Source organism: Bacillus sp. MM2020_4 (assembly GCF_011250555.1).
GTDB lineage: Bacteria > Bacillota > Bacilli > Bacillales > Cytobacillaceae > Neobacillus.
This window is the reverse complement of record NZ_JAANMZ010000013.1, coordinates 1-14,496: the sequence shown is the minus strand read 5'-3', so window position 1 is coordinate 14,496 and position 14,496 is coordinate 1. Positions and strand designations below refer to the sequence as shown.

The 14,496-nt window shown below is 40.5% G+C and carries 20 protein-coding genes; 8 read left to right on the top strand and 12 right to left on the bottom strand.

Translation table 11 applies throughout. From position 1 onward, the window contains the following. Window positions 1-22: 22 nt before the first annotated feature. The 6 genes from G6554_RS10715 to G6554_RS10690 form a co-directional block, all read right to left on the bottom strand. Entirely contained in the window at window positions 23-241 is a 219-nt protein-coding gene (locus tag G6554_RS10715) for a spore germination protein (RefSeq protein WP_166241606.1), read from the bottom strand. Window positions 242-299: 58 nt separating this feature from the next. Next, window positions 300-689, bottom strand: a complete 390-nt coding sequence (locus tag G6554_RS10710) for a spore germination protein GerPE (RefSeq protein ID WP_166241604.1) — start codon at window positions 687-689, stop codon at window positions 300-302. Beyond that, window positions 670-876 carry a spore gernimation protein GerPD gene (locus G6554_RS10705; protein WP_166241602.1) on the bottom strand — a complete coding sequence of 69 codons (207 nt, stop codon included), beginning with the start codon at window positions 874-876 and terminating at the stop codon, window positions 670-672. Before G6554_RS10705 ends, G6554_RS10710 begins: the two co-directional genes overlap by 20 nt. After that, window positions 873-1,544 (bottom strand): spore germination protein GerPC, encoded by a 672-nt coding sequence (gene gerPC, locus G6554_RS10700; RefSeq protein ID WP_347564294.1) that lies wholly within the window; start codon window positions 1,542-1,544, stop codon window positions 873-875. The genes G6554_RS10705 and gerPC overlap by 4 nt, the downstream gene beginning before the upstream one ends. A gap of 73 nt (window positions 1,545-1,617) precedes the next feature. Beyond that, complete coding sequence (locus tag G6554_RS10695; protein ID WP_166241600.1) at window positions 1,618-1,842, bottom strand: spore germination protein GerPB; 225 nt, start codon at window positions 1,840-1,842, stop codon at window positions 1,618-1,620. A 17-nt stretch (window positions 1,843-1,859) separates the two neighbouring features. After that, window positions 1,860-2,081, bottom strand: a complete 222-nt coding sequence (locus G6554_RS10690) for a spore germination protein (RefSeq protein WP_166241598.1) — start codon at window positions 2,079-2,081, stop codon at window positions 1,860-1,862. Between the two features lie 223 nt (window positions 2,082-2,304). Between G6554_RS10690 and G6554_RS10685 the strand changes: the two genes are divergently transcribed. The 3 genes from G6554_RS10685 to G6554_RS10675 all read left to right on the top strand — a co-directional run bounded on the left by G6554_RS10685 (window position 2,305) and on the right by G6554_RS10675 (window position 3,336). Next, complete coding sequence (locus tag G6554_RS10685) at window positions 2,305-2,664, top strand: YisL family protein (RefSeq protein WP_166241596.1); 360 nt, start codon at window positions 2,305-2,307, stop codon at window positions 2,662-2,664. A gap of 124 nt (window positions 2,665-2,788) precedes the next feature. Further along, window positions 2,789-3,061: a ubiquitin-like small modifier protein 1 gene (locus G6554_RS10680; RefSeq protein ID WP_166241740.1), complete on the top strand. Its 273-nt coding sequence runs from the start codon at window positions 2,789-2,791 to the stop codon at window positions 3,059-3,061. A 2-nt stretch (window positions 3,062-3,063) separates the two neighbouring features. Next, window positions 3,064-3,336 (top strand): MoaD-like domain-containing protein, encoded by a 273-nt coding sequence (locus G6554_RS10675; protein ID WP_166241594.1) that lies wholly within the window; start codon window positions 3,064-3,066, stop codon window positions 3,334-3,336. 45 nt (window positions 3,337-3,381) lie between these two features. On the opposite strand, the gene G6554_RS10670 is transcribed toward G6554_RS10675, so the two are convergent. Then, entirely contained in the window at window positions 3,382-5,211 is a 1,830-nt protein-coding gene (locus tag G6554_RS10670) for an aldehyde ferredoxin oxidoreductase family protein (protein ID WP_166241592.1), read from the bottom strand. A 206-nt stretch (window positions 5,212-5,417) separates the two neighbouring features. Here G6554_RS10670 and G6554_RS10665 point away from each other — a divergent pair, with 206 nt between their 5' ends. Continuing rightward, complete coding sequence (locus G6554_RS10665; RefSeq protein WP_166241590.1) at window positions 5,418-6,446, top strand: ThiF family adenylyltransferase; 1,029 nt, start codon at window positions 5,418-5,420, stop codon at window positions 6,444-6,446. 70 nt (window positions 6,447-6,516) lie between these two features. Here G6554_RS10665 and G6554_RS10660 read toward each other — a convergent pair whose 3' ends face one another. Further along, window positions 6,517-7,080 (bottom strand): DUF2777 domain-containing protein, encoded by a 564-nt coding sequence (locus G6554_RS10660; protein WP_166241588.1) that lies wholly within the window; start codon window positions 7,078-7,080, stop codon window positions 6,517-6,519. Window positions 7,081-7,280: 200 nt separating this feature from the next. Between G6554_RS10660 and asnB the strand changes: the two genes are divergently transcribed. Then, window positions 7,281-9,128: an asparagine synthase (glutamine-hydrolyzing) gene (gene asnB / locus G6554_RS10655; RefSeq protein ID WP_166241585.1), complete on the top strand. Its 1,848-nt coding sequence runs from the start codon at window positions 7,281-7,283 to the stop codon at window positions 9,126-9,128. 132 nt (window positions 9,129-9,260) lie between these two features. Further along, window positions 9,261-10,787, top strand: a complete 1,527-nt coding sequence (locus tag G6554_RS10650) for an alpha-amylase family glycosyl hydrolase (protein WP_166241583.1) — start codon at window positions 9,261-9,263, stop codon at window positions 10,785-10,787. Between the two features lie 34 nt (window positions 10,788-10,821). Here the strand turns inward: G6554_RS10650 and G6554_RS10645 are convergent, their stop codons facing one another. Together G6554_RS10645 and G6554_RS10640 are read right to left on the bottom strand one after the other, a co-directional pair. Continuing rightward, a complete protein-coding gene (locus G6554_RS10645; protein ID WP_166241581.1) occupies window positions 10,822-11,694 on the bottom strand; it encodes an SDR family oxidoreductase in 873 nt (290 codons plus the stop codon). A gap of 280 nt (window positions 11,695-11,974) precedes the next feature. Continuing rightward, entirely contained in the window at window positions 11,975-12,466 is a 492-nt protein-coding gene (locus G6554_RS10640) for a YajQ family cyclic di-GMP-binding protein (protein ID WP_166241579.1), read from the bottom strand. A gap of 184 nt (window positions 12,467-12,650) precedes the next feature. Between G6554_RS10640 and G6554_RS10635 the strand changes: the two genes are divergently transcribed. Then, window positions 12,651-13,511, top strand: a complete 861-nt coding sequence (locus G6554_RS10635; RefSeq protein WP_166241577.1) for a CvfB family protein — start codon at window positions 12,651-12,653, stop codon at window positions 13,509-13,511. Between the two features lie 64 nt (window positions 13,512-13,575). Then, window positions 13,576-13,707, top strand: coding sequence for a DUF3941 domain-containing protein (locus tag G6554_RS10630; RefSeq protein ID WP_007087076.1), 132 nt, complete (start codon window positions 13,576-13,578; stop codon window positions 13,705-13,707). A gap of 36 nt (window positions 13,708-13,743) precedes the next feature. On the opposite strand, the gene G6554_RS10625 is transcribed toward G6554_RS10630, so the two are convergent. Beyond that, entirely contained in the window at window positions 13,744-14,082 is a 339-nt protein-coding gene (locus tag G6554_RS10625; protein WP_166241575.1) for a DsrE family protein, read from the bottom strand. 16 nt (window positions 14,083-14,098) lie between these two features. Continuing rightward, window positions 14,099-14,407: a metal-sulfur cluster assembly factor gene (locus tag G6554_RS10620; RefSeq protein ID WP_166241573.1), complete on the bottom strand. Its 309-nt coding sequence runs from the start codon at window positions 14,405-14,407 to the stop codon at window positions 14,099-14,101. Window positions 14,408-14,496 lie beyond the last annotated feature (89 nt).

Here is a 14,496-nt window from a genome sequence, read left to right as displayed (position 1 = left end):
ATTAAATGGTTAATGTCATCTCTTAATTATTTCCAACTGTTGGCTGGTCAATTAAATTGGTGTCAAGAACATTGGTACCGCTCAAACCGGTATTGGAGACAATGAGCCCGCCGGTGTTAAATCCACCAGAACCAGCAAACGTCTTTGAACTACTCTTTGGTGAAATATAGACGGTATCCCCAAACTGGACAATACCCCCACTCACAGTCACAATTTGTACTGGGCCAATGATAGCTGGCATGAATAACATCCTTTTCTAGTAAACTTCCTAGGCAATTACCTTACAGTAACATATGCATTTAGATGATGTCTTGTTCATGACCTTTAAGCAGAAGCTGCCGGATATGCTTAACTCTTACCTCCATCGAGGCATGTTGCGTGTTGCCAACATGTAAAATGGATGAAGAAGAAACGGCAGTGATATCAATATTATTCACTTTTATAAGTGGATTCAGATTATGCCGTAAAAAAGACATACTCTCATTTATAGGCGGCAGTGGCAGCGTTTTTTTATAGACAGAATAGGAAGGAAAATTCCCTTCGTTACCATGAAAAGTTTCTGCTTCCCTTTGAACGGCAAGGGCCCTGGAGAATGCGTTAAGAATGCAAGAATCCCCCAGCTGGATAATCGAGCAGAAGGCAACCTCTCTTATGCGGAGGTTATCTACACTAGAGGTTCGGGTTAGCATATCCAGGGGTCACATCCAGTTCCAATGGTACAAATGGCCCGATAATTAATGATTCTGGCGGTGTATCAAACGCTGATGTCAACTGGATTGTTTCTGCATCGCCCACCATAAATAATGAGGAGCTAGCGACCGCCATGATTTTAACATTGTTAACATGGAGAACACGATTGTAGACCTCAAAGTTCATTCCGTCTTCATCCCTTTCATATTTTCAGGTAAGTTAGCCAGAAAAACCTTTACACCACTTTGAATTTCCTGCTTTAATGCTTCAATTACCATTTCATCAATTGGATGATCCCCATCAGCCGACTGAACCTTTGCTGTGTAAGTTTTAATATGATGATCAATCCGGGTGGGAAGCTGTTTGATGATATCCTCTTTAATGAAAGCTAAATAGGTATCATTTGGGGGAATGTCTTGGTTTCTTTGGGCATCATCAATGATATGCGGCAAATCTGTTTCTAAGTAGTTATGAATAGCCTGTTCAATATCTATTGATTTTCGCATTTGTTCTTTTGGAGAAAAAGGGGTTTTTAATGATTGATTTTGAACAGCAAAGTCCTCAATTCCCGATAAATCATTCGGATTCAAACCAATATTTAACGTTCCCTCTAGGGTTTCAACCTTCAATTGATCAAATTTATAGTCAATCCTATCAACATGTATCGTGGGCTTTTCCAATGCCTGCTTTACATCATTGTTTAATTTTTGAATTGTCTGTTCTAATGCGACAATTCTTTTTTCTTGTGCTTGGATACACATCTGCAGCCATTGAAGGTATTGATACATATCTTGATACACGTGAATCACCTCGCCGCGAATTGCCTTTTCGTCTTGTGTTCTAACTATATGCACAAATCCTATTGGATTTGCTTCTTTTCCACAAGTTCATTAGGCAGACAAGGCTTTTGCATTACAGAGGTATCGTTTAAAAATTTCTGACAGGAGCTTGTAATGGTACGGCAGGCGCAAAAAGTGTTTCTCCTTGAGGCTTAATTCCCGCTGGCGCCGGCTTAGTAAATCCTCCCGTATTAAATAGATTTGCTTGGGGCTTAATAATCCCGGCACTGCCAATTTGGAGGACTGAGGAATTGGTGATTCCTCCAATTTTAATAAAATTGATTTGAATGGATTGCTGGATATAAAAATTCATGTTAGACCACCCACTCATTACATATTAAAGAAATTACCTTGATCAAGAACCTCTGGATCATTTGTATTCGTTGAACTTAATCGGTTATGGACATCTACCTGCTCACCGGTGTTAAAGGATCCGGCACCGGAAAAGGTCTTTGCTGTGGCAAACGGCATAATTTTGTAAACATCACCAATGTGGAAAACAGAGCTGTTTCCTAGTGTAATGACCTGTGCAACCCCAACAATTGCTGGCATATTCAACATCCTTTATTATTAATATCTATTACATCTTATGAGAGGGCGAATGTAATGTGAATCATTTGCCTAGATAATATTTGTTAGAGGTACCGGATACACCTGCTTCCTAATTCCTTTTGCAGCTTTACTAAGTTTGTCACAATATTTGAATCACTTTTTTCGTAATTACTAAAAGCCTATGGTATGATAGTCTCGATTACTATACATAGGAGGAAACAGAATGATTCATGGTCATGTAACAGCATGGGTTTTAGCTCTGATTTTATTTTTCGTAGCTCTGTCATTAAATAAAGGCGGGAAAGCCAAAGGATTTAAAATTATTCAAATGATATTACGTGTTTTATATCTGGTTATTATTGCCACAGGTATCGGACTCCTTTTCATGGTTTCCAAAATTGATGTTTGGTATATCTTAAAAGCGGTTGCCGGGTTATGGGTAATTGGATTATTTGAAATGATCCTGGGACGTGTCGCAAATAAAAGACGAACTTCCGTCTTCTGGATTCAGTTTGTGATCGCCTTGCTGCTCGTATTATATTTAGGCTTTGAAAAGCTGCCAATGTCTATTTTTAATGTATAAAGTATTTGTTTAAGAAGGCTGTCCCAGGGGGACAGCCTTTTCATTTTTGAAAAATAGCTATAAACCACGTGACAACTCAAGTTTCCGGTTTTAATATTAAAACTAGTAGAGGGGAGAGATGAATGTGATTGTAAAGGTGTTTGCAAATCTCCGTGAAATATGTGGAGGGGTAACAGTAAAGGTGCTGCCTGATGGGGATCGGGTTATGGATGTTTTAGATAAAATGGTGGAAATGTTTCCTGACCTGCGAGATGAGGTTTTTACTCCTGAAAAAGAGCTGCTGCCATTTGTTCATGTGTATGTGAACGGCAGAAATATTATTCATCTTGATGACCTTCAGACGAGAGTGGCCGAGGAAGATCAGTTTGCACTATTTCCCCCCGTTGCAGGAGGCTGATAATGGCGACAATAGATTTAGAGTTTCGGGGCATTAGTATAGCGTATTTGGGATTGTATTTCGAAGAGCTCGGTGCGAAACAGAAGACGGATTCGTTTCCCTTCATTTATGAGGCTGAGAGCTGGAGTGGACAGATCTTATCGGAGAAGGAAATAACATTTACTGAAACATTTAAGGTAAATGCCGCTAAGGTCCGCTTTAAAGCAGATACAGATACAATACTTGAAGCATTAATTAAAAATTATCGTTACAAAACAACCAGAATTGGCGGGTAATCAAAGAAGGCTTCTGCAACTTTATTTGCAGAAGCCTTCTTCATTTTATACTAGCTGATTTTCAGCATCAATAATGCCTAATTCACGCAGCTTTTCATTCGGTACAAGTCCGTCCTGCCAGCCCCGTACCTGATAATATTCTTCAAGCATGATATCCATACGGCTGACAACACCAGCGCTGTTTCCTGATGCCGGTTCATCAGTGAACCGTTTTGGAAGGAAGTCGTCTTCACGTTTATTGAAGCCTGCAAGGTTATTATAATAACGCTCCAGGTTATAGATTCTTTCTCCGGCCTTCATGACGTCATCTGCTGTCAATTGGACACCCGTCATCGCACTATACTGCTCAGCATAATGCTCCGCATTTTCAGAGAAAGAAGAGAATTTACAAATATTCATAGAATCAGAGAAGGCAAGCATATCTTGGAATACTTTTAATAATTCGCCTTTCCCTTCTGGTTGTAAACGGTCGGTTGGCTCTGGAATACCGGCAATTTCACTTGCAACAGTATAACCGCGCAGGTGGCAGGCACCGCGGTTACTTGTGGCATAACCTAGCCCGATCCCTTGAATTCCACGAGGGTCATAGGCTGGAATCGATTGGCCTTTTACGGACATGGAAAGTTCAGGTGCACCCCAAGAAGCAGCGGCGCGTGCTGGTCCTTCAGCAAGTGTACCGCCGAAGCCTTCGCGGAAAGCAATTTTTCTAGTTAATTCAATCATGGAATCGGCATCACCCCAGATTAGCTCCTCAGAAATGATCCCTTTTTCATAGGCTTCCATCGTTACAGAAAAGGCGTGCCCCAGTTCAATGGTATCAAGGCCGTACTCATTGCAGCGGTCAATCATAAAGGAAATCGCTTCAGCGTCACTTAATAGACAGTTGGAACCAAGGGACCAAGCAGATTCAAATTCGATGCTTTCCACTCGTGTCTTATATTTGCCATCCTTTACTTCTACTTCAATTTTACAGCCAACAGGGCAGGCATGGCAGGTTTTGTTCGCTACACGTAAATGTGTGTTCACATATTCACCACTATGCTTTTCTGCTTCATCCCAATGAGTAAACTGGGAGTTTTTCGTTGGCAGTGCTCCAACCTCGTTAATCAGGTTTGTTAACACGTTTGTACCATAGACGGATAAGCCGCCTTTATTTGGTGCTGTTAAGCCGCCATCGAGAATGGCTTTAACGGCTTTTTTATTCGCATCCTTATACTCACTCTCTAATTTAGCAACAGGCATGTTCCCTTTTTGTGCGGCTTTAATGACAATCGCCTTAAGCTTTTTATATCCGGCGACTGCAGCAGTACCACCGCGACCAGCAGCGCGGTCATGTTCATTAATAAATGAGGCAAACCGAACAGTGTTTTCACCTGCCTGACCAATTGTCATGACACTTAGGTCTTCTTCACCATGTTGATCTTTCATCGCTTTGATGAAGGCCCTTGTGCTTGTTCCCCACAAATTGGATGCATCACGGAGTTCTGCTTTACCTTCAGCAATGTAAAGATATACAGGCTTGTCACTTTTTCCTGAGAAAATAAGATTGTCGATACCTGCCCACTTTAGACGTGCCGCCGTCCATCCGCCGATGTGAGAATCGGTGACGGTACCCGTAAGCGGAGATTTTGTTACAACACATAGACGTCCACTCATAGATGAACGGGAACCGGTAACGGGACCAGTCATAAAGCATAAAATATTTTCAGGTGATAACGGCTCAACTGAAGGACCATTATCCAGCACATACTTAACCCCGAGACCGCGGCCGCCTATGTACTTTTTGGCATCGCCTTCATTAATGGCCCTGTAATCAACAGTCCCATTGGTTAAGTCAACTAAGACTTCCTTGTTTTTAAAACCGCCTAGATTCAAAGTAATTCCCCTCTTTTCCATTATTTTTTATACTAATCTCTTATTATATTTATAATATACAAAGAGATTTCTCCAAAAATTAGCTTTTTCCCCAATTATTATTATACACTCTTTTGTAATATTTTGAAAATTTAATTTTAGGTACTATGAAAAGAAAAAAATTTGGTAAGATAATAGTAATATGAATAGAGAAAAGAGGAATTCAGGTGAGTAGCTTGGAACGATATTCAAGACAAGTTCTTTTTCAAGGGATTGGGGTAGAGGGGCAAGAGAAATTGTTGAAAAGCCGGGTAGCTGTTGTTGGGGCAGGGGCACTTGGTACCGTGATTGCAAACCATCTTGTCCGATCAGGTGTGGGATTCATCAGGCTAATCGACCGTGATTTGGTAGAACTCTCCAATCTCCAGCGCCAAATGCTCTTTGATGAAGAGGATGCAAGATTACATCTTCCTAAAGCCGTGGCGGCGCAAAATAGACTAAAGAAAATTAATTCAACCGTTACGGTTGAGGCAGTAATAGCAGATTTGAATTTGGAAAATGCAGAGGAACTATTAGCTGGGGTTGACGTGATTGTTGATGGAACCGACAACTTTCAGACGCGCTTTTTAATTAATGATGTGGCAGTTAAGCATGGAACTCCATGGGTGCACGGTGCGGCAGTGAGTTCGCGCGGGATGTTTGCGGTTATTATACCGGGAGTAACCCCTTGCTATCGTTGTCTCTTTCCCTATGTACCTACTGGGACCGGCGAAACGTGTGATACGGTAGGTGTGTTGTCACCATTAACGGATATTATTGGCTCTTTCCAGGCGATGGAAACGATAAAACTTGTAGTGGGTGCGGAAACAACGCTTAACTTGGAACAAATCGATGTTTGGGACGTTTCCTCCATGCAAATGGATATCTCGCAGGGGAGAAATCCTGAGTGTCCTGCATGCGTGAAGAGGCAATTTGATTATCTTGATCGATTGTCAGGGCAGCAGGTAGCTTACACAAGCCTTTGCGGCCGGGATACAGTTCAAATCAACCCACGGAAAAAGAGCGAGCTGGATTTAAAAAAGACAACAGAGGTCTTAAGGAAGAGTGGTAAAGTCACAGGAAACGACTTTTTACTGCGCTTTTCCCCTGAAGAGGGTATTTTCATTGTGGTATTTAAGGATTCTCGTGTGCTTATCCATGGCACAAATGATATCGTCAAAGCGAAAACACTTTATTCAAAATATATTGGAACGTAAATAGAAAAAGGGTGTGAGCGCCCCCACACCTTTTTCTTATTGTCCATCTCCAGGCGCCTTCCGCTATTCTTTAAGAAATCATTTTTTCTATTATTAATCGCTTCCCAGTGTTTAAGGTGAATTCAAATCGGTCATTGACCTTTTCATAATAACAGAAGTGATGCTGGACATTGCAAATTTGCTCCTGATTGTCAAATACCAAAAAATTCACCCCGTCCTTACGGTGTTCATCTGATAAGAAGGATAAATGGTTATAACAATAAATACAATCATAAATAGAAAAATTCAGGGAATTTAATGTAGTGATAAATTGGAAAAAAGCATCATCGTTTACTCCATCTAAAAGTCTTTCTAATGAGTAAATTAAGTGTTTCCTCATTCGTATTGTATCGTGATCACGAAGCATAATCGCTTCCTTTCCACAATGAATTTTTCCCGGTTCATTCAATATTCCTTTTTTCCAGCGGTTCAAACGAAAGATTTCAATTTCTTGATGAACGAAATCATCGAGCATAGTTGCTTCCTCTGTCTCCTCATCGAAAAATATCCATTGATTGTTAATCTGTTCCACTGTTCCCTCATTGTAGGCCCTTTGCTGGCTATTATATAGATTTATTCGTTGCTGTCGATTCATTGTTAACCTCCGTAGCACAGTTGCTTTCATTTTTCTTTTTAGACATCTTCCTGACGTTTTATAACTAAAGTTTTTTTAAAAAATAAGTATAAATTTATACTGGGTTGCAGTTATATGGACAATTAACCATTTGACATGGGCTGAATACTATAGAGCATGCATGATCGATCTATAATTTTTTGTAAAGGAGTGAGATGTCAATGTGCGGAATCTCGGGGTGGGTAAATTTTTCACATCCAATAAAAAACGAAACAGATACATTAACGAAAATGGTGAATACGTTAGCGAAAAGGGGTCCTGATGAAACCAACATTTGGTTTGATACACATGTTGGTTTTGGTCATAAGCGGTTAATTGTTGTCGATCCTGAAGGGGGCAGACAACCGATGACCAAGCAAAAAGGGGATCTTGATTACACCATTTGCTACAACGGCGAATTATATAACACTGAAGATATCCGCAAAATACTCCATACTAAAGGATATTCCTTTAAAGGTCATTCTGATACAGAAGTTCTGTTAACTGCCTATATAGAATGGGCGGAGGAATGTGTAAATTATTTAAACGGCATATATGCCTTTGCCATATGGGATTCGAAAAGAGAACAACTCTTTATTGGACGAGATCGGCTTGGAGTAAAACCATTATTTTTCACCGAGCATAAAAAAGGGCTTATCTTTGCTTCAGAGTTGAAGGCCATTCTAGCCCATCCGGAAATCAAAACTGAAATTGACCAGGAAGGGCTAGCTGAAATATTTGGTGCAGGGCCATCAAGGGCTCCAGGGTCCGGTGTGTTTAAAGGAATGAAAGAGTTAAGACCCGCTCATGCGCTGACATTTTCAAAAAACGGCCTAAAAATATGGCGCTATTGGAATGTAAAAAGTGAAGAGCATAAGGATGGTGTCGAAGAAACAGCGGAAAAGGTTCGTTATTTAGTGACCGACGCTGTAACGAGACAGCTTGTTTCCGATGTACCCTTATGTACATTCTTATCCGGGGGTCTTGATTCCAGCATCATTACGGCCATTGCTGCAAAAGGATTTCAAGAACAGGGAAAAGGGAAGCTTCATACGTATTCCATCGATTATGAAGGAAATGACCAATATTTTTCCTCGAATGAATTTCAGCCTGATGCTGATGAGCGATTCATACAAATGATAACAGATCAATTTCATACGAAACATTTTAACAAAACGATATCACAGCAGCAGCTCGTACATGATTTATTGGAGGCCACACATGTTAGAGATTTTCCGGGCATGGCAGATGTGGATTCTTCCTTATTATGGTTTTGTAAAGAAATAAAAAAAGACTTTGTTGTCGGCCTATCGGGCGAATGCGCCGATGAAATTTTCGGAGGATATCCATGGTTTCATCGTAAACAAGATCTTGAACGCCCGGGTTTTCCATGGATGCGTTCTGTCGGTGAGAGACAAGATTTATTAAAATCGCATTGGCAGGAAAAATTGAAACTGGATGAATACAGCAGTGAACAATATCAAAAAGCTATTGCGGAAACCCCGAAAATGGAAGGGGAAAGTTTGGTTGAAGCGAAGCGGAGAGAATTGTTTTATATTAATATGACCTGGTTTATGACGACATTGCTGGATCGAAAAGACCGCATGAGTATGGGGGCGAGCCTTGAAGTCAGAGTTCCATTTGCTGACCACCGACTTGTGGAATACGTGTGGAACATCCCATGGGAGATGAAAATGTACCGCGGCAGGGAAAAAGGAATTCTAAGAAAGGCCTTTGAGGGGATTCTTCCGGAGGAGGTCCTTTACCGAAAGAAAAGTCCTTATCCAAAGACGCACAATCCGGCATATACGGTGGCCATTCAAAAATGGGTGGAGTCAATCCTACAAGATAAATCCTCGGTATTGCATGAATTTTTCCAAAAGGATCGCTTGGAAAAGATTGTCGAGACGGGGGGGACATCCTTTCAAGAACCATGGTTTGGCCAGCTCATGACAGGGCCGCAATTATTGGCCTATCTTGTGCAGCTTCACACATGGTTTAAGGATTACGATATTAATATAGTGAAATAGAAAGTGAATCAACAAATGAAAAATGCAGTTTTATTTCAAAAAGTAGAAATTAAATTTGGAATAAAAACCTTATTAGATTAAAATAAGTGTTGGGAAGAGGGTGCTCTTCCCTTTTTTGGAGGAGGAAAACAGATGAAGAAAATTACACTCTTTTTAATCACCTTATTATTCATTTCAGCCCTGCCGGCCCAAGCTGCTATAGAAAAGAAAGACAGGCTGTGGCAGGATGAAACTGTATATTCTATCATGATTGACCGGTTCAACAACGGGGATATAAACAATGATATCGATGTGAATGCCAAGGACCCGAATGTCTATAACGGCGGCGACTTTCAAGGGATTATTGACAAATTAGATTACATACAGGATATGGGCTTCACTGCCATTCGTTTAACACCCATCTTCGATAATGCCAAGAATGGATACCATGGCTATTGGGTGAATGATTTTTACAAAACGGATGAGCATTTTGGATCGATGAAGACGTTTCAAAAGCTTGTAAAAGAAGCACATAAGCGAAAAATAAAGGTATTAATGGATTTTGTCACAAATAACACTGCCGCTACCCATCCGTGGGTAAAGGATCCAAGCAAACAAGACTGGTTTCATCAAAAACAGGAAATCGTTGATACGAATAATCAGCAAGAGCTAGAAAATGGCTGGGTGGATGGATTACCTGACCTTAATCAGGACAACCCCGAAGTCAAAAAGTACTTAATCGATGCAGCAAAATGGTGGATGAAGAAAACAGATGTGGATGGATATAGCCTTCCAGAGGTCAATCATGTTCCAGTAAGCTTTTGGACTGATTTTTCAAAGGAGGTAAAGAAAGGGAAAAAGGGATTTTTCCTAATTGGCCTTCCAGCTGAGAATGCGGCATTGGATGTAAATAAATATCATGGTGCCGGAATCGACAGCTTATTTGATTATTCCCAAAGTGAGAAATTAAGAAAGGCTTTCGCAACGACAAATCAATCTTTTAGCCCCCTTAACTCTGACTTTTATAGTTCTGAAAAAAAAGCCGGATTAATGGCCAACTTTTTAGATAATGAATATACAACAAGATTTACGAATGATATTGTTGACAAGAGACAGTTTCCTGGCTCACGGTGGAAAACAGCATTAACCTATTTGTATACGACCCCAGGTGTTCCGATGTTTTATTATGGAACAGAAATTGCCTTAATTGGGGGAGATATTCCCGATAACCGCAGACAAATGAATTTTCGTACGGAAAAAGAACTGATCGAATATATTACCAAGCTTGCCGAGCAGCGAAAGCAACTTGCTTCCTTAACAAGAGGGACGATGGAAGTGCTTTATGACAAAGGTGGAATGGTGGTTTATAAACGGGTCTATAAAGGGGAAACATCAGTCGTTGCCATCAATAATTCCACCAAATCACAAAAGGTTATTTTAACAGATAAGCAGTTAGCGGACGGTAAGGAGCTTCGTGGTTTACTTGGGGGGGATCTTGTTCGCAGTCGTCAACATCAATACATTCTCATCCAAGATCGCGATAATTCCGAAATATATGTACTGACCGAAAAAAGTGGAATTAAGATTTCACTTATTGCCTCCTTAATTGTCGTTTACATCTTGGTCGGTATTTTCCTTTACTTCCTCATCAAGAGAAGAAAAACGAAAAGAATAGACTAAAACGTATCGGCGGTTGTCCCGCCGATACATTTTTTTAGCTATTGACAATTGTCCCGCCATTTACATGAATCATTTGCCCGCTGACATATGAGGAGTCATCAGACGCTAAGAACACATAGGCGGGTGCCAACTCATAAGGCTGTCCTGCACGTCCCATCGGAGAGGTAGACCCAAACGTGGCTACTTTATCCTCCGTAAATGTCGATGGGATGAGCGGAGTCCAAATAGGGCCTGGAGCTACTCCATTTACACGTATTCCCTGTGCAGCGAGTGACATGGCCAAGGATCGCGTAAAAGAAACAATGGCTCCCTTAGATGCGGAGTAATCAAGTAATTGTTCATTTCCTTCATACGCTGTAATCGATGCGGTGTTAATGATGGATGCCCCTTCCTGTAAATAGGGAAGAGCCATTTTGGTCATATAAAAGTAGGAAAATAGATTGGTTCGAAATGTTTTCTCCAGCTGTGCGGATGTAATATTCAATAGGCTTTGTTGTGGATGCTGCTCTGCCGCATTATTGACGAGTATATCCAGCTTACCAAATTGATCGATTGTCTTATTCACGATCTCTTTACAAAATTCTTCATCGCCAATGTCACCGGCATAAAGGAGGCAAGTGCGACCTTCTGCTTCGATTAGCTGCTTTGTTTCCTCGGCATCCTGATGTTCTTCTAAATAAACAATCGCGATATCTGCACCCTCCTTGGCAAAATAAACCGCAACAGATTTGCCGATTCCACTATCGCCCCCCGTAATGATCGCGGTTTTACCAGCTAATTTGCCTCCAGCCTTATAATTGGGAGCAACAGAAATGGGAAGCGGATTCATTTCACTTTCTATTCCAGGCTGGTGGTTTTGATGCTGGGGAGGAAATGTTTGCTTTTGTTGGTTTTTATTACTACTCATTTATGAAAACCTCCGTTAGTTTATCAAAAAAATATAATTTTAACTTTGAGATTTGCCCAGCTCCAGGCGCCATCGGCTAGTGTACTTCGCTCTTCTCCCTACGATAAGTCAACATCGGATCGCTACGCTCTCCGTGTTTCCTTTATCTCAGTCGAAGCGCTCCAGTCCATACGCCGATAGACGGGCGCCTTCCGCTTTATCTTGTTAGTTTTCTTTAAATGAGTTAAATTATGAAAAGAAATAAAAAAGGCATGAAGGATTAAACCTTCTGCCTAACACCTTATCGGTAATTGATGAATTGGACATCAATACTAAGGTCTGCTTCACGGACTAAGGAAATAATTTTTTGTAAATCATCCCGGTTTTTGCCGCTGACACGGACCTGATCGTCCTGCACTTGACTTTTCACTTTGACACCACTATTTTTAATAATCGTATTAATCTTTTTAGCATTTTCTTTATCGATCCCTTGAGCAATTTTTGCTCTTTGCCGCACGGTTCCTCCTGATGCCCTTTCGATTTTCCCATAATCAAGATTTTTTACAGGAACACCTCTTTTAATTAATTTACTAAACAATACATCCTTTAATTGATCCATTTTATATTCGTCGTCAGAAATGAGGACCAGCTCTTCCTTATCAAGTGAAACTTCACTTTTGCTGCCCTTAAAATCGTAACGGGTGCCGATCTCTTTCATTGTTGCCGTAATGGCATTTGTGACTTCGGTAAATTCAACTTTGGATACAATATCAAATGAGCTGTCTTTAGACATCGTTTTAACCTCCATTTTAAAATAAATAGAAACATAAGCTCCTGCAAAAGTTTCCCTTTATGGGTACATTATAGTAAAATATATCAGTCTAAACAAGATTAGAAAAGCGGAAGCGCCTTGTCTGCTTGCGCTAGACAGGAATCTCACAGGAAAAATCTCCGAAAAAAGAAAAGGGGAGTTATATATGTCACTCAATGAATTAATAGGTCAAGCAACAACGCTAACTGTTGCGCGGAAAGCCGAGTTTGGCTATTTTTTATCTGATGGAAATGAAGATGTTTTATTGCATAGTAATCAAGCGCATCAAGAATTAGCGGAAGGAGACGAAGTCGAAGTCTTTTTATTTGTCGATTCACAAGGGAGAATATCCGCTTCGATGACGATTCCGGAAGTTTCTGTTGGACAATACGCTTGGGTAAAAGTAACAGATACAAACCCGAAAATCGGCGTCTTTTTAAATATTGGCCTCCCAAAGGATATTCTGTTAGGTGCTGATGATCTTCCAGCCCATCAATCGGTCTGGCCGAACATCGGTGATATGGTGTATGTCACCCTAAGAGTAAATCGTAATCATCTGATTTATGCAAAGCAAGCCAGTGATCAAGTGATTCAATCGATTTCCGTCAAGGCAACCGAGAAAGATTTTAATAAAAATATCCAAGGTCATATATACCGTACGGCAAAGGTAGGCAGCTGGGTCTACACAATTGAAGGCTTTAAAGGATTTATTCATGAATCACAACGGGGTACAGAGCCACGATTAGGTGAAAAAGTAGAAGGACGGATCATTGACGTCAAGGAAGATGGAACGATTAATGTTTCTTTACTAGCAAGAAAAGAGGAATCACAAGATTTGGATGCAGCTAGAATCTACGAGTACTTAATGAGTAGAAATGGTGCCATGCCATTTAGTGATAAAAGCACACCGGAAGATATCCAAGAGCGGTTTGACTTAAGCAAAGGGGCCTTTAAACGTGCGCTGGGGAAACTGATGAAAGAAGGTAAGGTCTACCAAGAAGGTAGCTGGACATATGTAAAAAACTAACTTACATACTCTCTTTCTTAATGCTTACACTAAGGTTGCAAGTGATTTTGAAAGGAGCATGGTAATGCCGCACACTTCTGATAATGACAAAAAAGCAAAAGACAATAATGCCCTTCATCACGAAAAGAATATGATGCGTGAAAAAAACCGTCAGGCAGGGAAAAATCAATACTCAAAGAAAACAGACCATAAATAATAAGGAATGAGGTGCGAGCACCTCATTCCTTTCTTTTTAAGATATGGTTAAAATCTCATATTTTGCTGCCAAATCAATAAAGTCGCCCATCCCACTAATTTTGCCAACTTCCAATTTGTCAGTTACTTCATAGTGGTCGGCACATGTTTTACATGCTAAAATATCGACACCTTTTGCTTCCAATTCTTTTAGATGAACCGAGACAAGAGATTCCTCAGTCATGGTGAGTACTCCGCTATTCATACAAAAGACGGCTGCCGGGAGCTCTTCCTTTTGCTTTAGTATCGTAAAGAAAGTTTCAAGGATACTTTCACCAAGAGTTTGGTCGCCCCTGCCAAGTTGATTCGAGCTAACTAAAATCACTTTATTTTTCATGTGCTATCATCACTCCTTAACGGATACCTAAGGCGATTTTCGCATAACGGGACATCATTTCTTTATTCCAAGGCGGATTCCAAACAATATTTACTTCCGTTTCTTTGATCTCAGGGATGTCAGTTAGTGCTCTTTTCACTTGGTCGACAATGGTTCCAGCAAGTGGGCAGCCCATTGCCGTTAACGTCATCGTAACTGTAGCCTTTCCCTCATCATCCAATTCAACATCATATACCAAGCCTAAATTGACGATGTCGACACCTAACTCAGGGTCAATAACTAACTCTAATGCACCCATAATGTTTTCTTTTAATTCTTCATTCATATGGTTTCACTCCTTACTATATTTTTATTTACTTCATTGCTAGTTTTTATTACAATTTCCAAAAGGCGGTAATTAAAACCGCTTTTGCT